The following is a 23,471-nucleotide window of genomic DNA, read 5'->3' on the forward strand; positions in this document are numbered from 1 at the left end:
AAAGCGGGCCCAGCGGTGGGTCAGGGGTTTTTGATCTCTGCGCCGCGACGCAGGTAAAACCACCAGTTCAGCACCAGACACAGGGCATAGAAGATGGCAAAGCCGTACATGGCGTTTTCCGGCGTGCCGGCCTTGATCTGAGCGCCGATGACCACCGGGGCGATGAAGGCACCGTAGGCGGCAATGGCCGAGGTCCAACCCAGCACCGGCCCGGCCTGCTGGCGGTCGAAGATGACGCCAATCGTGCGGAAGGTGGAGCCGTTGCCGATGCCACTGGCGGCAAACAGCACGATAAACAGCACCATGAAGAGTAAGAAATACTCCTCGGGCGTGGCCGACTTGTAGGCAAGAAGCATGACGTACCCCACGCCTGCGGAGGCCGCGACCATGACGGCAGAAATGATCTGAGTCACGATGGAGCCGCCTACCTTGTCGGACACCCAACCACCCACGGGGCGAATCAACGCGCCCACAAAGGGGCCTATCCAGGCAAAGGTCAGTGCCGAGGGAGCATTGGGATTTTTCAGCGCGTGTTGCATGACACCTGATGCGTCAGGCACATGGCTGATGCCAAAAATCACCGTGATGGCTAACGGCAGGGCCATCGAAAATCCGATGAAGGAGCCGAAGGTCACGATGTACAGCAAGGTCAGTGACCAGGTGTGTTTGTTGCTGAAGATCGCAAACTGCTTGGTGATGTTTTCTTTCATCGTGCCAAAAGCAGTGAGCTTGAGCACCAGCAAGGTGCTTGCCACAATCAAGGGCATGGCGATCCACATGTTGAGCAAGCCCAAGCCCGTGGGTTTGGGCAGGTAAAGGTACAGGCCAATGCCTGCCGGCACAAACGACAGCGTGTAGAGCCAAATGATTTTGAGAAAAGCCGGGATCGTGCCGCCAATGGCGGGAGAAACGGTCTTCAGGTTGTTCATGCCAAAGAAACAGAGGGCCGACAACGGTATCAGCGACAACAGCCAGGCAAAGCCGGCGTTCTGTATCCAGGTGGGTGTGCCCGCAACAATCTTGCCGAGGATCCAGCCGCTGTCCTTGACCAGCGTGGTCGATTCGCCTGCGAAGCCTCCAAACAGACTCAGGGTCATCACCAGCGGTATGACGATCTGCATGGTCGTCACGCCGAAATTGCCCAGTCCTGCATTCAGGCCAAGTGCCGTGCCCTGTAGCCGCTTGGGAAAGAAGGTGCTGATGTTGGACATGGAGCTGGCGAAGTTGCCGCCACCCACCCCACACCACAAGGCCATCAACTGAAAGGACCACAGCGGCCACTCGGGATGCTGCAGCACGATGCCGGTGCCGATGGCCGGTGCCAGCAGCATCGACGTCGTCAGGAAAATGGTGTTGCGTCCACCGGCCAGCCGGATCAGGAAGGAGGCCGGAATGCGCATGGTAGCGCCGGCCAGGCCCGCAATAGCCGTCAGCGTGAACAGTTCGGCCTGGGTGAAGGGAAAGCCCAGGTTGAGCATCTGCACGGTGATGATGCCCCACATGCCCCAGACGGCAAAGCCGCACAGCAGGCTGGGCACAGAGATCCAGAGGTTGCGGTAGGCAATACGCTTGCCGGTGCTTTCCCAGAACTGTTCGTCCTCGGGACGCCAGTCGGTGATGTCAACGCCTGAGGAACGCGACTGAAGGGCCGGAATGGCAGCACTTGCTGCGGACTTGGTACTCATGATTTTTTCCTTGAAGAAGATGGCCGCATCAGGCCGATGCGCCGCTTGCGTTCGACCCCATGACCTCGGTGCGCCGCACTTCGGTCCAGTACATCCAGATCAGCGAGACCCAGACAACGCCGTACATGAACATGAAGGCACTGGAGCGGATGCCTGTCAGGTCCATCAGGCCGCCGAAGATGATGGGCAGCACAAAGCCGCCCAGGCCGCCGGCCAGCCCGACAATGCCGCTGATCGCGCCGATGTTGGCACCATAGTCGTCGCTGATGTACTTGAAGACACTGGCCTTGCCGAAGGCCCAGGCAATACCCAAGGTGAACATCAGCGCGGTGAAGGTGTAGACGTTCAGCCCCAAGTGGAAGGTCGCCGGGCCATTGACCGTGAGGATGGTGAAGTCGGTCTGCGGGTAGGACAGCAGGAAGAGGCAGATCCAGCTGACCCACATCACCCACCAGGTCACGCTGTGCGCACCGTATTTGTCTGACAACACACCGCCAAAGGCCCGCAGCACGCCGCCGGGCAATGAGAAGCAGGCGGCCAGCAGTGCAGCCACGCGAATGTCCAGGCCGAATTCACCCACGTAGTACTGCACCATCCAGAGCGACAGGGCCACATAGCCGCCGAACACGATGCTGTAGTACTGGCAGTACTTCAGGACCTTGGGGTCTTTCAATGCCTTAAGCTGGTCGCTGAACTTGACATGGCTGGGTACCAGGTGCGAAGGGTCGCTGTAGCTGAACAGCCAGAACAGCACCAGCGCGCCCATCATGATGACGGCGTATACCTGCGGCACCATGGCCCAACCAAAGGCCACCAGCAACACTGGAGCCACGAACTTGTTGACGGCCGCGCCCGAATTGCCGGCACCGTACACACCCATCGCCATGCCCTGGCGGCTTTTCGGGAACCAGCGCGCCACATAGGGTGTGCCCACCGAGAACGAACCGCCGGCCAGACCAACAAACAGGCCGATCACCAGAAAGTGCCAGTAGGCCGTGGCGTAACTCATGAGCCAGATCGCGGGCACCGTGATCGCCATCAGGATGGCCATCACGATGCGTCCACCGTAGCGGTCGGTCCAGATGCCCAGCGGGACGCGGATCAGGGAACCGGTCAGAACCGGCGTGGCCGCGAGCAAGCCGAACTCCGTGGCATTGAGGTTGAGCATCTTCTTGATCGGGATGCCGATCACGCCGAACATCATCCAGACCATGAAGCAGACGGTGAAAGCCAGCGTGCTGACAATCAGCACGGACCAGGCCTTCCTTGAATTACCGAGTTCAGAACTCATGCATGTTTCTCCTGAGACATGGCATGACTGTCGGCTTTTGGCGCGCCTCTGAATATCCTCCTTAGGAACAGGGAGAGGGCATAAAAGAAACGGCGGCAAGCCCGGCCGTCTCGTTCTGAAGAACTACTGCCGGGTCAAACTGCGCCGGCCTTGATGTTTGTCAAGTCAGGTCGCGGCCAGTCGCGTACACGGCCGCCTGCACCCGCGAGCTGAGCTGCAGCTTGCGCAGGATGTGCTGGACGTGAATCTTCACCGTGGTCTCCGCAATGTCGAGCTTGCGGGCAATCACCTTGTTGCTGTCGCCGCGCGCAATCAGTGCGAGCACTTCCCGCTCGCGCGCCGACAGGAGCGCAAGGGCCGAGTCATCCGGCACCGGTGCGTTCCCATTGCGGCCTGCTTCTGCCGACACTGCCTCGCCGGTCACGGGCAGCGGGGTCTTGGCCCGGAAAGCAGCAACCAGCTTGGTCATCATCTCCGGACTGACCACCGACTCGCCGTCCAACACCTTGATGATGGACTCTGACAAGCTGTCCAGCTCCACGGTTTTGAGCAGGTAACCGTCGGCACCCGCCTGCAGCGCGGTGGCCAGATCGTCCTCGTTTTCGCTCACCGTCAGCATCAGGATGCGGACACCGGGCGCCGCCTCCTTGAGTGTTGCAATGCCGTCCACGCCGAGGACGCCCGGCAGGTGGTTGTCCAGCAGGATCAGGTCGGGTTTGCGCTGCTCGACACAACGCAATGCCTCACCAATGTCGCCGGCTTCTCCGGCAACCTCGAAACGCCCGTCCTGCGACAGCAGTGCCACGAGGCCACGGCGAAACAGGGTGTGGTCGTCGACCACCAGCAACTCGATCGGTTTCATGGTGCGTGTTTTCCTCAGCCGCTGTGTGCGGTTGACAGGTCCGGGGACTTCGCCGCCTGGGCACCACCCACCTCCGGATGCGGCGGCAGCGTCAGTGTGACTGTCGTGCCCTGCCCGGCCGCCGAGACAAGCTTGACCTCGGCGCCGATGCGGCCCGCCCGCTCGCGCATGATGTTCAGGCCGACGTGGGAATCGCCGGGGTGTTTGCTGGTGTCAAAGCCGACACCATTGTCACGCACGACGAAACGCCAGCGTTCGCCCTTGGCCACGTCCAGGCCGACCTGCGTGGCACCTGCATGCTTGCGTACATTGGACAGGGCCTCCTGGAGCACATGTAACACCTGAACCTGCACATCTGAAGGCAGCGGCAGCCCCTGGCCCTGTACCTGCAACTGGGCAGGCAAACCGGTCTGGCTCTGGAACTTCTGCAGGGTTTCCTGCAAGGCCTGTTCGATGTCGTCCGTATTGGTACGCGTGCGGAAATGCACCAGCAGCTCGCGAACATCACTGATGCTTTCGCGCAAGCCGATGTCCAGTTCGTCGAGGGCCCCTTGCATCTGCGACGCCTGGCCCCGCTGCACGGCCGTCCGCAGCAACTGCACCTGGATCTTGAGGAAGGCCAGGGACTGCGCAATCGAATCATGCAGGTTGCGCGCCAGCAGGGCGCGTTCCTCCGCGACCGCCGCTTCCCTGTCCAGGGCGTCGGCGCGCAAGCCCTCCAGGGAGCTCGCCAGGTGACTGGCCAGCGCGTCCAGCAATTCGACTTCGTCGGCGCTCAGCAGGACCGGCGCGCGAAAAAACAGGTTGAACTCGCCCAGCACACGCTGCTGCAGCCGTATCGGCACGCTGACCACACTTTCATAACCCACCTTGGCACAATGGCGCACTGGCGCCTCGTCGTGGCTGTGAATGGGGATCACCCGCGTGCGTGCATCCGGACGCAGGTTGCCGCAGGCGCAAGCCCCGGCCAGCAGGTTACGTTCTTCTTCCACGAGGTCTTGCGGAAAACAGTCGGTCGCCAGCATCAGGTAGCGCTGGTTGGCGTCGTCGGACCAGCGGACCGCGGCCGCGTCGGCTTTCATCACGGCGCGCACGCGCTGGGCAAAACCGCGCGCCAGCTCGTCAATGCTGCCCGCCTGGGCCAGGAAGGCGCTGACCTTGTACAGCGCCTCCAGCCGCGCGCGCTGCGCCTCGATACGCCGCGTCTTCGCCTCGACTTTGGCTTCCAGCCCTTCGTAGAGCGACTGCAGGGTCATCGCCATGTGGTTGAAACCGGCGGCCACCTGTCCGAACTCGTCCACGGTATCGACCTCGACACGCGTCCTGAAGTCCCCGGACTCCAACCTGTGCAGGCCTTCGCGAAGCTGCCCCAGAGGGTTGATCACATACATGTAGCCGGTGTAGAGCATGATGACCGCGCCGCCTATGGCCAATGCCATCATCAGGAGCTGGAATAGGTTCAGGATGGCGGTCAGGCGGGACAAATGCTGCTCGATCACCAGCACCAGATGGTCACACGCCTCCACAAACTCGCCGCCGGCCTTCAGCAAGGCCTGCGCTTGCGGCGCCGGCTCGGCCAGCCACAGCTGCCGCTGATCACGCCACAGGGACTCGACATTGGCAAAGCGCAAACGCACCTGGTCGTCCCAGGGGACAAACAGCGGCCGGGACGGATCGCCCTCGCGCAGCAGCGCCAGGCTCTCGTCGAAACGAGCCACCAGGCCCTGCAACTCTGCACGCTCGACGCCCGCCTGCACCGCGCTGGCCAGGCGCCAGGTCTGCATGCGCATGCGCCCGGCCTCGTTGACAGCCGCCGCACCTCCCTCCAGCTGCCAGGTCACCCAAAGGGTCAAGCCGATCGACACCAGGGCGACAAGCAGCAGGCTCGCGCCTATGCGCATGAATTTTTTGGAAAGCGAGGCCGTCTGTTGCATGGCCGCTAGCGTAACGCCGATCCGGACACTGCGCCATGCGTGCACGCAAACAGGCGCATGTTGCGCTAGGGCCCGAAGTTGCCCGCCGGGGCGCGCGAGGTGCGGGACGACGCCAGCGGGGCCGTACACGCACTGCACACCATGCCGGCCAGGCGCTGCAGCGCCTGCCAGCCGTCCGTGGGCCAGTCGGGCTGCTTCAGGCCTTTGACGATGCCATCCACCTTGTGCGCGGCATGCAGCAGATTGGCCAGCGTGGTTTCGCCAATATGGGGAAGCGCACGCTCAAACAGTTTTTCCTTGACGCCCCATACACGGTTTTCGCGCAGCGCCATGGGCATGGGCCGGCCTGCACCCAAGGCGTCCTTGACCCGTTTCATGCTGCGGATGTCTTCGCTCAGGGCCCAGTGCACCAGCACCTCCGACTCGCCCTCGGACTGCAGGCCGTCGAGCATGCGCTGCACGCGCAATGCCTGGCCGCCCAGCACGGCTTCCGACAGCTTGAACACGTCGTAACGCGCGACATTGAGCACGGCGTTTTCAACCTGGTCGAAACTGAGTTCTGCCGACGCGCCCCCGCTTACCGGATAAAGCAGGCCCAGCTTCTGGATTTCCTGGTGCGCGGCCAACAGGTTGCCTTCCACGCGATCGGCAAAAAACTGCAGCGTGCGCTGGCCTTCCTCGCCCGCGGCCACACGCTGGCCCTGCTGGTGCAGGCGCTGCGCGATCCACTGCGGCAGGTTGCGGCGGTCGATCGGGTCGAACTTGACGGTGGTGCCAAAACTTTCCAGCGCGCCGAACCAGGCGCCCTTGGTGGTCATGCTGTCCAGGCGCGGCAGCAGCACCAGGGTCAGGGTGCTGTCGTCGCCCTGGGCGCGCTCGGCAATCTGCTGCAGCGCGACCGAGCCATCCTTGCCGGGTTTGCCGCTGGGGATGCGGATTTCGACAATCTGCTTGTCGGCAAACAGGCTCAGCGAACCACCGCTGGCCAGCACCTCGCTCCAGTCGAAATGCGCACCGGCCACCGTGTGCACCGTGCGTTCGGTGTAACCCTGTTCGCGTGCAGCGGCCCGCAGCGCATCGGCAAACTCCTGCACCAGCAGCGGCTCGTCGCCATGCAGGGTGTAAAGGCTTTTTATTCCGCGTTTGAGGTGCTCTTGGAGCTGCGCAGGGGCCAGGTTCATGGTCGAAGAGTTTAGCGCCGGTGTTCGAATCAAAGCTTGCTGGTGGACAGCAGTAGGCTGGTTTCCGTATTGGCAATGCCTTCAAGCAGCCGGATGCGCCCGAGCACGCGGTCGAAAGCCTCCAGGCTGTCGGCACGCAACTCGGCCACGATGTCCCAGCGGCCATTGGTGGTGTGCAGGGCGCTCACGGCCGGGTCGCCGCGCAGGGCGCTGAGCACGTGGTCGATGCGGTTGCCTTCCACGGCCACGGTCATCAGTGCCCGAATCTGGTGCGCTTCTGCCTGTGGCCGCAAGCGGGCGGTATAGCCCACGATGGTGCCGTCGGCTTCGAGCTTGTCCAACCGGTTTTGCACCGTGCCGCGCGAGACGCGCAACACCTTGGCCAGCGAGGCCACCGAGGCGCGCGCGTTGTCGCGCAGCAAAGAGATCAGCTGGCGGTCGGTGTCGTCCATGACATGATTTTAGTGACTAAACGCCAATTTTTACTGGCGATTTGCACATTTCTATCGCATAAACAGGCAATTTATTGGCTATTTTTTGGCGCGACATCTCAACACAATGGTTTCAGACTGACGGCAACGCAGTGTCAGCAAACTTGTCTGGCGCCAAGGCGGTCAGGCATCAGGAGACCCATCATGGTTGAGTACATCGGGATCGAAGGCATACAGCGCATCGTCGGGCGCGTGGGGCCGGCCGCTTTCATGAAAGGGCTGGCCGCGGAAATCGAAGCGGACTACCGGCGCTGGGGCGAATTTGACAAATCGGCACGCCATGCCATTCATTCACCTGGCGGCGTGATTGAACTCATGCCCACCAGCGATGGGCGGATGTATTCATTCAAGTATGTGAACGGCCACCCTGAAAACACCACGCAAGGGCTGCTGACTGTGACAGCGTTTGGAGTTCTCGCCGATGTGGAAACCGGCTATCCGCTGCTGCTGTCGGAATTGACCGTGACCACCGCCCTGCGCACCGCCGCCATGTCGGCGCTGGCCGCGAAATGGCTGGCCAGGCTGGACAGCCGCGTCATGGCGTTGATAGGCAACGGCGCACAAAGCGAATTCCAGGCGATTGCGTTTCACCATATGCTGGGTATCAGCCACTTCAGATTGCACGATGTGGACCGCCTGGCCACCGAGAAACTGGTGCACAACCTGCAGGCGCTGGGTTTGCCGGGGGTGCAGCTCACTTCCTGCCTCTCGGCCGCAGAGGCCGTGCAGGGCGCTGACATTGTGACAACGGTCACCGCGGACAAGCGCAACGCCGTCGTCCTGACGCCCACCATGATTGCGCCGGGCATGCATATCAACGCGGTGGGCGGCGACAGCCCGGGCAAGACCGAACTGCACGCCGACATCCTGCGCAGGAGCGACGTCCGGGTGGTTGTGGAATACGAGCCGCAGTCACGCGTTGAAGGCGAGATCCAGCAGATGCCGCCCAGCTTTGCCGTGACGGAATTTGCCCAGTTGCTCACCGGAACCACCCCCGGCCGCACCTCGCCGGCCGATGTGACCATTTTCGACTCGGTGGGTTTTGCGCTGGAGGATTATTCAGCGCTGCGTTACCTGCACAAGCTGCAGCTCGACAATACGCAAGGCCGCCGGCAAATCGACCTGATCCCCCAACTCGACAACCCCAAAAACCTTTTTGCCCTGCTGGCCGGTGCGCAAACCAGTCTGGTCCGGCAAAATGCCCGCATGCCCGCCCAACCGGAAACAGTTCCAGGATGACCACCCCGGCCCATCTTCCCGTCGACCTGATCGGTGCACCCACTGACATTGGTGCGGGCAGCCGCGGTGCATCGATGGGACCCGAGGCCCTGCGCGTGGCAGGTATCGGGCCAACGCTGCGAGCCCACGGCCTGCAGGTGATGGACCTGGGCAACCTGTCGGGCCCGACCAACCCCTGGCTGCCCCCCGTCAATGGTTACCGCCACCTGCATGAAGTGGCCGCCTGGAACCGGTCTGTGCATGAGGCCGTGCTCCAGAGCCTGGCCCAGGATCATCTGCCGATTCTGCTGGGTGGCGATCACTGCCTCGGCATAGGCTCCATCAGTGCCGTGGCGCGCCATTGCCGGCAGTCCGGCAAAAAACTGCGGGTGCTGTGGCTGGACGCGCATGCCGACTTCAACACCAGCGAGCTCACACCCACCGGCAATGTACACGGCATGCCCGTAGCCGTGTTGTGCGGCCACGGGCCCGCCGAGCTCACCGGGATAGGCGGCAGGATGCCGGCGATGAACCCCGCGGAAATCCGGCAAATTGGCATCCGCAGCGTGGACGAAGGTGAAAAGCAGTTTCTCCGCCAGTCGGGTCTGGAGGTGTTTGACATGCGCTACATCGATGAAATGGGCATGAAGCGCACCATGGAAGCGGCTCTGGAAGGGGTTGACGACAACACCCATGTGCACGTGAGCTTCGACGTGGATTTTCTGGACGCCTCGCTGGCACCGGGCGTCGCCACGGCCATCAAGGGCGGCCCGACCTACCGCGAAGCGCAGCTTTGCATGGAGATGATTGCCGACACCCGCCGCATGGGCTCACTCGACGTGATGGAACTCAACCCCGCGCTGGATGTGCGCAACGGCACGGCCGAGCTGGCGCTGGAGCTGATTGAAAGCCTGTTCGGCAAAAGCACGCTGATGCGTCAGTAGGGCTTTGCAGCGCCTGCTATTCCAGGCTTTTCACCGCAGCCAGCCGGCGCAGGATCTGCTGGACGATGTCGCTTTGCATGTCGCGGTACAGCAAGGCTTCTTCGGTTTCCTTGGCCAGCACGGCGGATTCGTTGAAGCTGATGTCGCGCTGCAGCACAATTTCGTCGGGAGGAATCAGCAGCTTGCCCTTGAGCGTGCGCAGCTGGAACCTGAACCGCGTGCGCAACTGGAACTCGCGCACCTGGCCGGAGGCATTGACGCCCACCACGGTTTTTTCACGCTGGTCAAGCAGCACGTCAAGGATCACTTCCGCCTGTTCGATCAGCCGCGGATCACGGATCACTTTCACCGTGCCGCCAGCCTCCAGATTGCGGTTGAGTTCGGTCCCCAGTGTGGAGCCCTCGCCCACACCGCTGTAGATGGTCTTGAACGCATAGTTGGGTGCCTTGCGCAACGCAAAGCCGCAGCCGCTCAGGCCCGCCGCAGTTGCGGCTGCCAACAGAAAAACGCGACGTTGCATGGTGGTTTCCTTCAGACGACGATGTTGACCAGGCGGCCCGGCACCACAATGACTTTTTTGGCCGGGGCGCCTGCCACCTGTTTGACAAAGGCTTCCGAGGCCAGCGCAGCTGCCTCGATGGCGGCCTTGTCGGCACCGGCAGGCACCGTGACCGAGCCGCGCAGCTTGCCGTTGATCTGCAGCACCAGCTCGATCTCGTCCTGCACCAGCGCGGACTCATCGACCTCCGGCCAGGACGCATCGAGCAGGCCTCCGTGGTCTTTGGCAAAACCGAGCTCGTCCCACAGCGCGTGCGCCACGTGCGGCGTCGCCGGGTACAGGCAGCGCAGCAGGATGCCCATGCCCTCACGCAGGGCAAACGCCGCGCCAGTCGACATCTGGCCCTTGAAGTCTTCGAGCGCATTGAGGAGTTTCATGGCGCCCGACACCACCGTGTTGTACTGCATGCGCTGGTAGTCGTAGTCGATCTGCCTGAGCACCGTGTGGATCTCGCGACGAAGCGCCTGCGCTTCCTTGTCAAATACGGTACCAGCCCTTTGGGGACGGGCGCCAGCAGCTCCTAATTGCATAGCATCCAGTTTCACACCGAAGTTCCAGACGCGACGCAGAAAACGGTAGGAGCCTTCGACGCCGGCGTCGTTCCACTCCAGCGTGGCTTCCGGCGGGGAGGTGAACATGGTGTACAGGCGCGCGGTGTCGGCGCCGTATTTCTCGATCAGCTCCTGCGGATCCACGCCGTTGTTCTTGCTCTTGCTCATGGTGCCCACGCCTTCGTAGGTGACCATGGAGCCGTCCTCGCGCAGCTTCGCGCCCGTGACCTTGCCGTGTTCGTCGTGCACATCATCGACATCGGCCGGCCAGAAATACTCGATGCCGCCTTTCTCGCCCTTGCGCGAGTAGATGTGGTTGAGCACCATGCCCTGGGTCAGCAGCTTGGTGAAAGGTTCATCCACCCGGACCAGGCCCATGTCGCGCATGACCTTGGTCCAGAAACGCGCATACAGCAGATGCAGGATGGCGTGTTCGATGCCGCCTATGTACTGGTCCATGGGCATCCAGTAGTCCGCGCCCTCGGCGACCATCTTTGCTTCATTCTTCGGGTCGCAGTAGCGCATGTAATACCAGGCGCTGTCCACGAAGGTGTCCATGGTGTCGGTTTCACGCCGAGAGGCCTTGCCGCAGACCGGGCAAACCACACCGGCATGGAAACCTTCATGTTTGTGCAGCGGGTTGCCCGAACCATCAGGCACGCAGTCCTGCGGCAGTACCACCGGCAGGTCTTTTTCCGGCACCGGCACCGCGCCGTGTTCGTCGCAGTGGATGATGGGAATCGGCGTACCCCAGTAGCGCTGGCGGCTCACGCCCCAGTCGCGCAGGCGCCAGGTGGTTTTTTTCTCACCCAGACCCTTGGCGGCCAGGTCGGCAGCCACGGCATCGACGGCCGCCTTGAAGGCCAGGCCGTCGTATTTGCCCGAGTTGATCGCCACGCCCTGCTGCTTGTCACCGTACCAGTCGGCCCAGGCGGCTGTGCTGTAGGTCTTGCCGGGGACATCGGTGACCTGCTGGATAGGCAGCTTGTATTTCTTCGCAAACTCAAAATCACGTTCGTCGTGGGCCGGCACGCCCATCACCGCGCCGTCGCCGTAACTCATGAGCACGTAGTTGCCGACCCAGACCTCAACCTTGTCGCCCGTCAGCGGATGCGTGACAAACAGGCCGGTGCGCTCACCCTTTTTTTCCTGTGTGGCAAGTTCGGCTTCGGTCGTGCCGCCGGACTTGCAGTCTTCAATAAACGCCGCCAACCTGGGGTTGGCCGCGGCCGCATGGACAGCAAGCGGATGTTCCGGCGCCACGGCGCAGAAGGTCACGCCCATGATGGTGTCGGCACGCGTGGTGAAGACATACATCTTCCCGTCGCCGATCAGAGCGCCGGAAGCGTCCTTGATGTCATGGGTGAACGCAAAACGCACGCCTTCGCTTTTGCCAATCCAGTTTTCCTGCATAAGCTTGACACGCTCCGGCCAGCCCGGCAGCTTGTGGCTGACGCTGTCCAGCAGTTCTTCGGCGTAGTCGGTGATCTTCAGGTAATAACCGGGGATCTCGCGCTTTTCGACGACGGCGCCGGTGCGCCAGCCCTTGCCGTCAATCACCTGCTCGTTGGCCAGCACGGTCTGGTCCACCGGGTCCCAGTTGACGACTTGGGTCTTGCGGTAGGCGATGCCTTTTTCCAGCATCTTCAGGAACAGCCACTGGTTCCATTTGTAATAACCCGGGTCGCAGGTCGTGACCTCGCGGCTCCAGTCAATGGCCAGCCCCATCGCCTGCATCTGCTTTTTCATGTAGGCGATGTTGTCGTAGGTCCACTGCGCGGGCGGCACGCCGTTTTTCATCGCAGCGTTTTCGGCCGGCAGGCCGAAGGCGTCCCAGCCCATGGGCATCAGCACGTTGTAGCCCTTCATGCGCAGGTAGCGCGTGAGCATGTCGTTGATGGTGTAGTTGCGGACATGGCCCATGTGCAGCTTGCCGCTGGGGTAGGGCAGCATGGAGCAGGCGTAGTACTTCTTTTTGGACCTGTCCTCGGTGACGCGGTAGGCGTCTGCGGCCGTCCAGTAGGCTTGCGCAATGCGCTCAACGTCGAGGTGCTGGTATTTGTCTTGCATGGCGCAGGGAAAAAGGAAAAAGAATGAAGCAGCCACTGGCTGCCGGATGCAGGGATTTTAGGCGCTGGCCCGGGCTGGTCCGGCCGGGCTGCCTTCAGGGCCGGGTTGCCGGCGCGTCAGCAACAAAACCGATGCGGTTCAGGCCGGCCTTTTGCGCGATGCCCATGAGCTCGACGATACGGCCGTAAGGCACGGCCTCGTCGGCACGCAGCTGCACTTCCGTATCCGGATTGAGCGCAGCGCTTTGCTTCAGGCGCTGGTCCAGCTCCGCACTTGAAACCGGCTGGTCGTTCAGGAAGGCCTGGCCGGCCTTGTTGACTGCCAGCGTGACATAAAGCGGCGCTTCGTTTGGTTTGGCGGCTTCACTTTTCGGCAGATCGAGCTTGATGGAGCTGGCCAGCAAAGGGGCGGTGATGATGAAGATGACCACCAGCACCAGCATCACATCGACCAGCGGGGTGACGTTGATCTCGCTCATGGGCTGTGCGCCCTGGGTGCGCTCCAGGCGGCCGAAACTCATGGCGTTTTTTCCAGCGCGGAGGACAGCGAATTTTCCGACGGGCCGCCCCGAGCAAGTTCAGCCCCTTCTTCCGATACCAGGGGCAGCGCATCGCCGAAGGCACGCGAAGCGACAAGCGTGGGGGCCAGTAAATTCCGCAAGTCGTAAGCAAAACCTTCCAGGTCTGCCTCGATGCGGCTGATGTTGCGGCCGAAGATGTTATAGGCCAGTACAGCGGGTATCGCCACAGCGAGGCCGGCGGCCGTCATGATCAGGGCTTCGCCCACCGGGCCGGACACCTTGTCGATGGTGATCTGCCCGGCAGCGGAAATGCCCACCAGCGCATGGTAAATGCCCCAAACGGTACCCAGCAGGCCCACAAAAGGCGCGGTGGAACCCACCGTCGCAAGCAGAACCTGGCCGTATTGCAGTTTGTGCAGCACGGCGTGCAGCGCATCGCGCAACACCCGCGTCAGCTGCCAGGACTTGTCGCCGGCCGAGGCCAGGGTGCCCTGAGCCTGGACCTGGGTGGCGGCAATCAGGGGCGATACCAGCGCCTCACGGTCGAAGGCCGCCACTTTTGGCCGGGCAGCCTCGAGAGAAGCCGACTGCCAGAACACGGCGGTGCTGCGCGCCACGTCGCCCGCTGCCCGCTTCAGGAGCCAGGTTTTCCAGAGGATCACCACCCAGCTGGCCACCGACATCGCCAGCAGCAGCACCGCGACAAGAGCAGTCACGACGTCGCCCTGGGTGATCAGCGCGAAGACGTTCATCGGCGCTTCAGTTCAGGCCGAGTACATCAAACATGTCGAACAGCCCGGAAGGCTTGCCGGCCAGGAACCGTGCGGCGCGCAAGCTGCCCTGGGCATAGGTCGCCCGGCTGGAGGATTTGTGGGTGATTTCGATGCGCTCGCCGGTCCCGGCAAACAGCACGGTGTGGTCGCCCACAATGTCGCCGCCGCGAATGGTCGCGAATCCGATCGACGAGGGGTCGCGTTCGCCGGTGACGCCTTCCCGGGCATAAACCGCACAGTCTTTCAGGTCGCGGCCCAGGGCGCCGGCAATCACTTCGCCCATCTTCAGCGCAGTGCCGGAGGGCGCATCGACCTTGTGCCGGTGATGCGCCTCGATGATTTCGATGTCGTAGCCGGTGGACAGCGCCTTGGCCGCCATCTCGAGCAGCTTGAGTGTGACGTTGACGCCGACGCTCATATTGGGCGCCATCATGATGGCGATATCCTTCGCGGCCGCGGCAATTCCGGCTTTTTGCGCGTCGGTAAAGCCGGTCGTGCCTATCACCAACTTGACGCCGAGTTCACGGCATTTGGCCAGATGGGCCATGGTGCCTTCGGGCCGGGTGAAGTCGATCAGCACCTGCGCATCGCCCAGCCCGGTGGCGAGGTCCGGGGTGATCTTCACGCCGCTGGTCTGCCCCAGAAAAGCCGCCGCATCGGCGCCCAGTCCCGGGCTGCCGGCAACATCCAGCGCGCCGGTCAACTCGCAGTCACCACTGGACCGGACAGCTTCCACCAGCATCTGGCCCATGCGGCCGCTGGCACCGGCCACAGCAATGCGAAGAGCCTGCCGCGGCGCGCTCACCTGGCCGGACTTTCCAGCGGCGGGTAGCTGGCGGAAGGTTGCGCAGCCGGTGGGGGCTTGACCGCGGTGGCGGTTGCGCTGGTCGCCGGTTTCTTTTCGACAGCCTTGAGCTGTTCTTCTGTCAGCTCCAGCACCGGCACCTTGCCGAGCTTGCGGTGGGTGTCGAGCTTGGCCACAAAGTCCGCCTCGCTGGGCATGGTGTCGCCTTCAAAGCGGTCCAGAACGTCGTCCTTGAAAAAGACGGTGAGCCTGAGCGATTGCGGCTCGGTGTTCTCGCGCTTGAGGGTAAAGACGTAGTCCCAGCGGTTCGCGTGAAAAACACTGGCCAGCAAGGGGGTACCCAGCACGTCGCGCACCTGGGCGCGGGCCATGCCCGGCTTGAGCAGTTCGACCTGCTCTTTGGACACAAAGTTGCCCTGGACAACGTCAATCTTGTAAGGCGTGATCCAGTTGGCCGGGTTGACCTTGCTCTCGCTCAGCCCGCTGGTCATGCCCTTGATGCTGCCGCAAGCAGCCAGCCCGGCGCAGACCAGGACAGTGAAAGCGGTTTGGATGCCGTAACGGTATTTTGCAGACAGGGCTGACATAGTAGGGAGGTGTAGCGATATGATTGGTCATTGTAGCGGCAGGGGGTGCCGTCACGCGCAAGCACCCTGCCCCTGAATGGCCAGCCTGTACGGGCCCCGCCTGCGGCCTCTTTTTCTTCAGGAAGCTTCCCGATGAGCAATATTGACGAACTCAAAAACACCGGATTGAAAGCCACCCTGCCACGCCTGAAAATCCTCGAGATTTTCCAGGCCGGCAAGCAGCGGCACATGACGGCCGAGGACGTCTTCAGGGTACTGCTGGAAGACCGCTCCGACATCGGATTGGCAACGGTTTACCGCGTGCTGACCCAGTTCGAACAGGCCGGGCTGCTCAACCGCAGCAATTTCGAATCCGGCAAGGCCGTCTACGAAATCAACGAAGGCCAGCACCATGACCACCTGGTGTGCCTCGATTGCGGCAAGGTCGAGGAGTTTTACGATGCGGAAATCGAAAAACGCCAGCATGCGGTCGCCAAGTCCAAGGGTTTTGCGATCGCCGACCACTCGCTGTCGATGTACGCTAATTGCACCAAGGACAAGTGCCCGAACCGGCCGACGTCGCCTCGGCACCCTCACCACAGCTGATTTTTGAGAAAAATGTGCAGCGCTCCTTGCGTGGTGGGCACAAGCGGCTACCAATTCAATAGCAAAATGTGAGACAAAGGTTTCGCGTCGCGCCGCGCACAAAGTGGGCGAGCGCAGGTGCTCTCAATTCAAGCAGGGGCCGCGGAACCGGCTTCGCCGGGCCGCCAAGCGCAGCGGCCCCTGAGGGGCTGGAGCCTGCGGCTCCAAAGCTGCCCGCGCAGCTTTGGACAGGCGACAGAGGCGAAGCGTCCCGCGAGCCGCGGCCTGCAAGGCCTCGGGAGCTACACGCTAGTAAAGCGACCGTGGGGGCTATTCAGCCGCCGCGCTCCATGGCCTGGCGATGCCGCTCGACAAACTCCTGGTAGGTGTCGATGCCGCGGAGCTGAAGAATCACGTTGCGCACGGCCGCCTCGACCAGCACCGCAATGTTGCGGCCGGCCACCACCTGGATGATGACCTTGCGCACCGGAATACCCAGCACGTCCTGCATCAGCGGTTCGTAGGGAATGCGCTCGTATTCGCGCTCCAGCGTTTCGCGCCGCACCAGGTGCACGATGAGCTTGAGCCGCATCTTGCGCCGGACGGCCGTCTCGCCAAAAATCGCCTTGATGTCGAGCAGGCCGATACCGCGCACTTCGAGCAGGTTCTGCAGCAACTCCGGGCAGCGGCCCTCGATGGTGGTCTGGTTGATGCGGTACAGGTCCACCGCATCGTCGGCCACCAGCCCGTGGCCACGCGAAATCAGCTCCAGCCCCAGCTCGCTTTTGCCCAGGCCGGACTCGCCGGTGATCATCAGGCCGACGCCCAGGATGTCCATGAACACGCCGTGCATAGAGGTGCGGTCGGCAAAGTGTTTGGACAGGTAGGCGCGCAACACATCGATGACGAAGGCGGCGGACTCCTTCGTGGCAAACATCGGAATCTGTGCGCGTTCACACATCGACAGCAGGGTATCGGGCGCCACCTGGCCGTCGGCAATGATCAGCACCGGCGGCTCCAGCGTGACAATGCGCGAAATGCGCCGGGCGCAATCCTCGGGGCTGCCGGTGCTGAGGTAGGCCACTTCGCGCTCGCCGAGCAGCTGGACCCGGTAGGGGTGGATGTAGTTGAGGTAGCCCACCAGGTCAGCGCCGGAGCGGGCTGCGCGCACCGCCACTTCGTCGAAACGCCGCTCCGAGGCGCCCAGCCCGGCGACCCATTCCCACTTCAGGGCGGCGCGGTGGTCCTCAAACAGGACATCGGCACTGACGACAGTGGGCTTCATGCCCTGATTTCCGGAAAACCCTGGATCACAGCCACGGGGCGTTCAGGGGCTGACGGCGTGGCTGGACTGCCAGGAGGCAATCAGCTGGTGCAGCGCAGCGGCATCGGTACTGGCCTTGAGCTGCTCGCGCAAGGCGCTGTCGCTGAGCAACTCGGCAATTTCGGACAGGATTTCCAGGTGTTTCTGGGTGGCCGCCTCGGGCACCAGCAGGAAAATCAGCAGCCCCACTGCCTGCTCGTCGGGGGCATCGAAGCCGATGGGGACATGCAGCTGGAAAACTGCCGCCATGGGGGCTTTCAGGCCCTTGATGCGCCCGTGCGGAATCGCCACACCATGGCCCAGCCCGGTCGAACCCAGGCGCTCGCGCGCAAACAGGCTGTCGGTGATCAGGGCGCGGTTCAGTCCATGCTGGTTCTCAAACAGCAATCCGGCTTCCTCAAAAGCGCGCTTCTTGCTGGTGGCCTCAACACTGACCAGAACCTGGCTGGGGGGCAGAATTTGCGAAAGACGGTTCATAACGGGGTTTTGGTCGCCGAATTATGCACTTTCATAAGCAGGGAGACCACCCAGCCCATAAAAAAGCCGCCCGACTGCCGGGGCGGCCTCAAGAACAGGTTGGACCGCGGCGCGGCCGACCTGGCTACGGTTCCTTTCCTTACATCTGCCGCTTGGCCGCCACGTGGTGGTGGTCCTGGGTTCTTGTCTTGTAACGCCCGACCTGGCGGTCGAGCTTGTCAGCGAGCTCATCGACCGCGGCATACAGATCAGCATGCGAACTCTCGGCAAAAAGATCACGTCCCTTGACATGTACATTGCACTCGGCTTTCTGGCGCAACTCCTTTTCTTTCATGTTGTCGACCGTCAACAGGACTTTGACGTCCACCACCTGATCAAAATGCCGGGTAATCCGGTCCAGCTTGGTGGTCACATAGCCGCGCAGGGCGGGGGTAACTTCAAGGTGGTGGCCGCTGATCGTCAAATTCATAAAGAGACTCCTTTTCCATGACTGGAGGGGGGTTTAAAAACACCGCTTCGGCAGGGGGTATGCGAAGCGACGGACGGGCAACTCTCTTGGGTTCACTATGCGCCGGAAGCCGGGCAAACGCAATCCTGCCCCGCAACAAAAAAATGAAACGGTCTGAAAAGGGTCTTGACGGATACGCCGGGAAAATCCAGTCAGGCTGACAGGGCCGCAGCAGCCTGGCGCGGGACTGTTGCATTACATGTTTTTTTCGTCTTGACGAGATCCGTACCAAGCCAAACAGGCACACTCCTGGCTGCGCCAGTTCAAGAAGCCTGTGCTTTTACTCAGGCATTACCCATGTATCTTCATCCATGGACAGCATCAGTGCCCGGCAGCGTCCATCCATCCGGCAATGGAGCCGGCCAGCCGCTCGATATTTCTGGTCTTGTCGATCACTTCGGGCACACCCACCTCGCGGGCCCGCGCCCGCAGCTCTTCGCTGATGTAGCCTGAGCTGATGATCACAGGCAATGCGGGCCGGATCAGCCTGACCTGCCGCGCCAGCTCCGTGCCGGCCATGCCCGGCATGTTCTGGTCGGTGATGACGAGATCGAAGGCTGCCGCCCCGGCCAGCAGGTCGGCCAGCGCGTCCTCGCCGCGGGTATGGAGGGTGACACGGTAGCCGGCCGTGCGCAACACTTCGCTCACCAGCTCGCCCATGGCGTCATAGTCGTCGACATACATGACGTGCCTGCCCAGCCCGTCGGCAGGCGCGGGGGCCGGCGTCTCCACCACCGGCAACGCGTGGGGAACCACCGCCGGCAGGTAGACGGTAAATGTCGTCCCGCCGGACAATGCGCTTTCAACCGTGATGGCGCCGCCGTGCGTCTTGACAATGCCGTGCACCACGGCCAGGCCCAGCCCGGTACCCTGGCCGGCGGGTTTGGTGGTGAAAAAGGGCTCGAAAATGCGGGCCTGCGTGCCCTCGTCCATGCCGTGCCCGTTGTCCTTGACCTGCAGGCGCACATAAGGACCGGCCGGCAAACCGGCGGGTCCCTGCCCGGCGTCCAGCACAAGTTCATCCAGCGCCACTTCAATGCGCGGGGCGATGCCGCTGGTGGCATGCCAGGCATTCGTGCACAGGTTCATCAGCACCTGCGAGATCTGGCCGCCGTCAACATTGACATAGGTCGGCGCGGCATCGGGAATCGTCACCACCAGATCCACCCCCGCCGGCAAGGTTGAGCGCAGCAGCGACAGTGCCTCGACCACGACCGCGCGCATGGGCTGGACGACGAACTGCTGGGGCTGCTTGCGGCTGAAGGAAAGAATCTGCTTGACGAGCTCCTTCGCCCTCGCCCCCGCCCGGTCCACCTGGTCGAGGTTGTGGCGCATCTTGTCGGGAAACGGCATGTTCATGCGCGCAAGCGATGTATTGCCCAGCATGGCAGCCAGCAGGTTGTTGAAGTCGTGCGCAATGCCACCGGCCAGGGTACCCAGCGACTCCATTTTCTGCGCCTCGCGCAACCCGGCTTCCAGCGCCGCATGCTCCTGCTCGGCGGCAATGCGCCGGCGCATGTCGCGCTCGAGGTCAAGATTGAGCTTGCGGATTTTTTCCTCGGCCATCTTCTGGCTGGTCACATCCTGAAGCGTGCAGAACCAGCGCATCTTGCCGTCAGCGCTGGGCGTGCCATGCAGGGGCTCTATGACCTGCCGCATATGCAGCCAGGCGCCACCGGCATGCCTGAGCCGGTACTCCACGTCAACGCGGCGGCCCGACACACCGGCACCGATCGATGTGGTGCGGAAGTGCTCGCGGTCCTCAGGATGCAGGATCTCCAGCCAGGCCCGGGTGCTGGAAGGCACATGGGCAGCGTCAACACCAAGCAGCTCCAGCAATGATTCGGAATAACTCTCGAACGAGCCGTCGGGCCGCGTGATGATGTGGGCGAGCCGGGCCATCAACTGCGCCCGGCGCAGGCCCGCTTCGCTTTCGCGCAGGGCGTTTTCCGCCGCCAGGCTGATGGGCGCGTCGCCGCCGCGCCGCCGCATGGCCTCGCGCATGGCGGGAACCAGCCTGCCCAGGCCGGCTTGCGTGAGGTAGTCTGCGGCACCGGCTTTCATGGCCGCCACCGCGGCCTCTTCACCAGAAACAGCGGAAACAACCAGCACCGGCAGGCGAGGCGCCTGCGATTGCAGCAGCGCAAGCGCGGGAAACCCGCTGAAGCCGGTCGCATGGTAGGCGCAGATGGCGATATCCCACGACTGGTTTTCCAGCGCAGCCCGCAGGGTGGCCGGGCTGTCGGCGCTGCCCGGCCTGAAAGCAAAAGCGGCCTCCGCCAGCAAACCCGGAACTCCGGCCAGGTCCCTTTCCGCGTTATCGACAAGCAAGACTTCGAGCGCTGCTGGCATCTCTTGCCTTTGGTGGCTGCCGCCCCTCTCGGCAGGCGGACGAAAAACCCAGGCCATGGCGACCGGGGACTGGGCAAAGGGACGGTGGCAAGTGCCGGATCTGCCCCTGTGTGGACATGGTGCTACAACCGGCACCTCAGGAACGGCCTCCACACAACCGGCACCAGCCCCTGACAAGAACATACTAGCGACCTTCGCCCCCCTTGTCATCCTTCGAAACGAGGGGGTTGCGGGGAAAAGGCGGCCCTAGAATCAAAGCTGCTCTAGCCATCGCATCTTTCCCTGGAACTCAGGATGGAACTCCCTCTGCGCCATGTCGCTTGAAACGATTATTTCCAACAGCCTGACGCGTTCCGAGGAAGACCTCAAGGGACTGGTGCTGATGGGCGGCGGCGCCCGCACCGCCTACCAGGCCGGTGCCCTGCAGGCGCTGGCCCGCATCCTGGGCCAGCAGGGCGGCACGGCGAGCCGGCGTTTTCCGTTCCAGATTCTGGCCGGCACCTCGGCCGGCGCGCTCAATGCCTGTTACCTGGCCAGCCGGGCCAACGAGGGCTTGGCCGCGTTCGAGCAGCTTGCCAGCTTCTGGGCCACGCTGCGCTCGGCACAGGTCTACCAGCTCAAGGTGCCCGGCTGGATACGCTCGAGCCGTATTGCGGCGGCACTGTTCCTGTCGCAACAGGTCAGGAGGCAGCAGGCATTTCTGAACAACACGCCCATGGTGGACACCCTGCACCGGGTCATCTCGCTGGGCAACATCGAGCAGGCCCTGCAGGACAAGACCCTGCTGGCGCTTGCCGTCACGGCATCGAGCTATACCAGCGGTGTGCACTGGACTTTCTGCCAGACCGCACCCGGCACCGCCACCGGCTTGTGGAACCGCCCCGGCCGGCGTGCGGAGTTCCAGCCGATCACCATCGAACACCTGATGGCTTCCAGCGCCATTCCCTTTCTCTTTCCGGCCACGCCCTTGTGGGTCGATGGCCACCGCGAATTTTTTGGCGACGGATCCATGCGCCAGAGCTCGCCACTGTCGTCGGCGCTGCACCTGGGCGCCAGCAAAATCCTGGTCATTGGCGTAGGGCAGCCGGAACGCGCCGGCCTAACGGGCAATACCGGCGGCCCGGCCATCGCGGGCAGGCCCACCCTGGGCGCCATTGCCGGGCACGCCCTGGCCAGCGTCTTTCAGGACACCTTGCAGGCCGACGTCGAGCAGGCCCAGCGCGTCAGCAAGACCCTGCTTCAGATGCCGCGCGAAATTGCAGCCGCCATGCCTTACCGGCCGGTGGAAGTGCTCGCCATCGCACCCTCCCAGTCACTCGATGCCCTGGCCCAAGCCCATGCCGGAGAGCTGCCCGCCGCAACCTACAACGCTTTGGCGGGCCTGGGCGCGCTGGGCGCCAAGGGCAGCCCGGGCGGCGCGGCGCTGGCAAGCTACCTCCTGTTTGAACCCGGTTTTATCAAGGCACTGATGGCCTTGGGAGAGCGGGACGTCGAGGCACGGAAAAGTGAACTAATTGACTTTTTTATGTGACAACGGCGATGGATCGCCGGGGGTTGGGATGTCATAATCGCCGCTTATTCATCACGGAGAAATCCTTGGAAAGCAGCCCCAGTCGCTAGCTTTCAGCACCGCAGACTGACGCCAATGTCGTCCCCGGGGTTGAAAGCGATGCCACCATCCACAACCCCGCCGACGCCCGCCAACCGATGTGCGGTGCCGGCGCCCCCAAACCGATTGGGAGCCAGTCATGCTCAATATTTTCACGCTCGCCAACGGGCGCCTGTTCCAGGAAGAAATCGAATCCCTGGAGGAACTCTCCCGGTTCCAGCCCATCTGGGTGGACTTGGAGTCGCCCACCCTGGAAGAAAAACGATGGATCAAGCAGTATTACGGCTTGTCGATCCCCGAAGACGTGATGGACGAGGACATCGAGGAGTCCGCGCGCTTTTATGAAGAAGACAACGGTGAGCTGCACATCCGCTCCGACTTCCTGATCGCCGACGATGAGGAACCGCGCACCGTGCGGGTGGCTTTCATCCTGAACCTGGTCAATGACGACCTCAAGAGCAAGGGTGTGCTGTTTTCGATCCACGACGAGGACGTTCCGGTGTTCCGCCTGCTGCGCATGCGCGCGCGCCGTGCGCCCGGGCTGATCGAAGACGCCAAGGAAGTGCTGCTCAAGCTGTTCGATGCCGATGCCGAATATTCGGCCGACACGCTGGAAGGCATTTACATCGATCTGGAAAAAGTCAGCACCAAGGTACTGTCGGGCGATGTGACCGACGTGATGGCCGGCGAGGTGCTCGGCGCCATCGCCCGCCACGAAGACCTGAGCGGCCGCATTCGCCGCAACGTGATGGACACACGCCGCGCCGTGAGCTTCATGATGCGCAGCAAGATGCTCAACGCCGAACAGTTCGAGGAAGCGCGCCAGATTTTGCGCGACATCGACTCGCTGGACTCGCACACGGCCTTTCTCTTCGACAAGATCAACTTCCTGATGGACGCCACGGTGGGTTTCATCAACATCAACCAGAACAAGATCATCAAGATCTTCTCGGTGGCCAGTGTGGCCCTGCTGCCGCCCACGCTGATTGCCAGCGTGTACGGCATGAACTTCAAGCTCATGCCCGAACTCGACTGGGCCCTGGGTTATCCGTATGCCTTGCTGCTGATGGCCGCGAGCGCCGTGGTGCCGATGTGGTACTTCCGGCGGCGCGGTTGGTTGAAATAGGGCCCCCACGGTCGCTCACTGCGTGTAGCTCCCTGCCCCC

At 62.8% G+C, this 23,471-nt stretch carries 21 protein-coding genes; 5 read left to right on the plus strand and 16 right to left on the minus strand.

Annotation, left to right across the window (positions count from 1 at the left end):
* Positions 1-20: 20 nt before the first annotated feature.
* The 6 genes from WA904_RS18670 to WA904_RS18695 form a co-directional block, all read right to left on the minus strand.
* Complete coding sequence (locus WA904_RS18670; RefSeq protein ID WP_425198627.1) at positions 21-1,685, minus strand: antiporter; 1,665 nt, start codon at positions 1,683-1,685, stop codon at positions 21-23.
* Between the two features lie 28 nt (positions 1,686-1,713).
* Entirely contained in the window at positions 1,714-2,976 is a 1,263-nt protein-coding gene (locus tag WA904_RS18675; RefSeq protein ID WP_425198628.1) for an MFS transporter, read from the minus strand.
* A 160-nt stretch (positions 2,977-3,136) separates the two neighbouring features.
* Positions 3,137-3,838: a response regulator gene (locus WA904_RS18680; protein WP_425198629.1), complete on the minus strand. Its 702-nt coding sequence runs from the start codon at positions 3,836-3,838 to the stop codon at positions 3,137-3,139.
* Between the two features lie 14 nt (positions 3,839-3,852).
* Positions 3,853-5,772, minus strand: a complete 1,920-nt coding sequence (locus tag WA904_RS18685) for a type IV pili methyl-accepting chemotaxis transducer N-terminal domain-containing protein (protein WP_425198630.1) — start codon at positions 5,770-5,772, stop codon at positions 3,853-3,855.
* 65 nt (positions 5,773-5,837) lie between these two features.
* On the minus strand, positions 5,838-6,953 hold the full coding sequence (gene holA / locus WA904_RS18690) for a DNA polymerase III subunit delta (protein WP_425198631.1): 1,116 nt from the start codon (positions 6,951-6,953) through the stop codon (positions 5,838-5,840).
* 29 nt (positions 6,954-6,982) lie between these two features.
* A complete protein-coding gene (locus tag WA904_RS18695) occupies positions 6,983-7,405 on the minus strand; it encodes an Lrp/AsnC family transcriptional regulator (protein WP_425198632.1) in 423 nt (140 codons plus the stop codon).
* Between the two features lie 183 nt (positions 7,406-7,588).
* On the opposite strand from WA904_RS18695, the gene WA904_RS18700 reads away from it, so the two are divergent.
* Positions 7,589-8,683, plus strand: coding sequence for an ornithine cyclodeaminase (locus tag WA904_RS18700; protein ID WP_425198633.1), 1,095 nt, complete (start codon positions 7,589-7,591; stop codon positions 8,681-8,683).
* Positions 8,680-9,606: an arginase gene (rocF, locus tag WA904_RS18705; protein WP_425198634.1), complete on the plus strand. Its 927-nt coding sequence runs from the start codon at positions 8,680-8,682 to the stop codon at positions 9,604-9,606. Before WA904_RS18700 ends, rocF begins: the two co-directional genes overlap by 4 nt.
* A gap of 16 nt (positions 9,607-9,622) precedes the next feature.
* On the opposite strand, the gene lptE is transcribed toward rocF, so the two are convergent.
* From lptE to WA904_RS18735, 6 genes are all read right to left on the minus strand, one after another.
* On the minus strand, positions 9,623-10,126 hold the full coding sequence (lptE, locus tag WA904_RS18710) for an LPS assembly lipoprotein LptE (RefSeq protein ID WP_425198635.1): 504 nt from the start codon (positions 10,124-10,126) through the stop codon (positions 9,623-9,625).
* Between the two features lie 11 nt (positions 10,127-10,137).
* Positions 10,138-12,786, minus strand: a complete 2,649-nt coding sequence (gene leuS, locus WA904_RS18715) for a leucine--tRNA ligase (protein ID WP_425198636.1) — start codon at positions 12,784-12,786, stop codon at positions 10,138-10,140.
* 94 nt (positions 12,787-12,880) lie between these two features.
* Positions 12,881-13,306, minus strand: a complete 426-nt coding sequence (locus WA904_RS18720) for an ExbD/TolR family protein (protein WP_425198637.1) — start codon at positions 13,304-13,306, stop codon at positions 12,881-12,883.
* Positions 13,303-14,058, minus strand: a complete 756-nt coding sequence (locus WA904_RS18725; RefSeq protein ID WP_425198638.1) for a MotA/TolQ/ExbB proton channel family protein — start codon at positions 14,056-14,058, stop codon at positions 13,303-13,305. The genes WA904_RS18720 and WA904_RS18725 overlap by 4 nt, the downstream gene beginning before the upstream one ends.
* A gap of 7 nt (positions 14,059-14,065) precedes the next feature.
* On the minus strand, positions 14,066-14,884 hold the full coding sequence (gene dapB / locus WA904_RS18730; protein ID WP_425198639.1) for a 4-hydroxy-tetrahydrodipicolinate reductase: 819 nt from the start codon (positions 14,882-14,884) through the stop codon (positions 14,066-14,068).
* Positions 14,881-15,471 carry an outer membrane protein assembly factor BamE gene (locus tag WA904_RS18735; RefSeq protein WP_425198640.1) on the minus strand — a complete coding sequence of 197 codons (591 nt, stop codon included), beginning with the start codon at positions 15,469-15,471 and terminating at the stop codon, positions 14,881-14,883. The genes dapB and WA904_RS18735 overlap by 4 nt, the downstream gene beginning before the upstream one ends.
* Positions 15,472-15,603: 132 nt before the next feature.
* On the opposite strand from WA904_RS18735, the gene fur reads away from it, so the two are divergent.
* Complete coding sequence (fur, locus tag WA904_RS18740; protein ID WP_425198641.1) at positions 15,604-16,056, plus strand: ferric iron uptake transcriptional regulator; 453 nt, start codon at positions 15,604-15,606, stop codon at positions 16,054-16,056.
* Positions 16,057-16,369: 313 nt separating this feature from the next.
* Here fur and hprK read toward each other — a convergent pair whose 3' ends face one another.
* The 4 genes from hprK to WA904_RS18760 form a co-directional block, all read right to left on the minus strand.
* Positions 16,370-17,320 carry an HPr(Ser) kinase/phosphatase gene (gene hprK / locus WA904_RS18745; protein WP_425198642.1) on the minus strand — a complete coding sequence of 317 codons (951 nt, stop codon included), beginning with the start codon at positions 17,318-17,320 and terminating at the stop codon, positions 16,370-16,372.
* Positions 17,321-17,362: 42 nt separating this feature from the next.
* On the minus strand, positions 17,363-17,836 hold the full coding sequence (ptsN, locus tag WA904_RS18750) for a PTS IIA-like nitrogen regulatory protein PtsN (protein WP_425198643.1): 474 nt from the start codon (positions 17,834-17,836) through the stop codon (positions 17,363-17,365).
* Positions 17,837-17,975: 139 nt separating this feature from the next.
* Positions 17,976-18,305 carry a ribosome hibernation-promoting factor, HPF/YfiA family gene (gene hpf, locus WA904_RS18755; RefSeq protein ID WP_425198644.1) on the minus strand — a complete coding sequence of 110 codons (330 nt, stop codon included), beginning with the start codon at positions 18,303-18,305 and terminating at the stop codon, positions 17,976-17,978.
* A 360-nt stretch (positions 18,306-18,665) separates the two neighbouring features.
* The gene (locus WA904_RS18760; RefSeq protein ID WP_425198645.1) at positions 18,666-20,696 is read right to left on the minus strand and encodes a response regulator; all 2,031 of its coding nucleotides are present in this window, start codon (positions 20,694-20,696) and stop codon (positions 18,666-18,668) included.
* 313 nt (positions 20,697-21,009) lie between these two features.
* On the opposite strand from WA904_RS18760, the gene WA904_RS18765 reads away from it, so the two are divergent.
* Together WA904_RS18765 and corA are read left to right on the plus strand one after the other, a co-directional pair.
* A complete protein-coding gene (locus tag WA904_RS18765) occupies positions 21,010-22,227 on the plus strand; it encodes a patatin-like phospholipase family protein (protein WP_425198646.1) in 1,218 nt (405 codons plus the stop codon).
* Between the two features lie 217 nt (positions 22,228-22,444).
* Positions 22,445-23,431, plus strand: a complete 987-nt coding sequence (gene corA, locus WA904_RS18770; protein WP_425198647.1) for a magnesium/cobalt transporter CorA — start codon at positions 22,445-22,447, stop codon at positions 23,429-23,431.
* Positions 23,432-23,471: the final 40 nt, after the last annotated feature.

The organism is Polaromonas sp., from assembly GCF_049790275.1.
Taxonomy (GTDB): Bacteria; Pseudomonadota; Gammaproteobacteria; order Burkholderiales; family Burkholderiaceae_C; genus Polaromonas.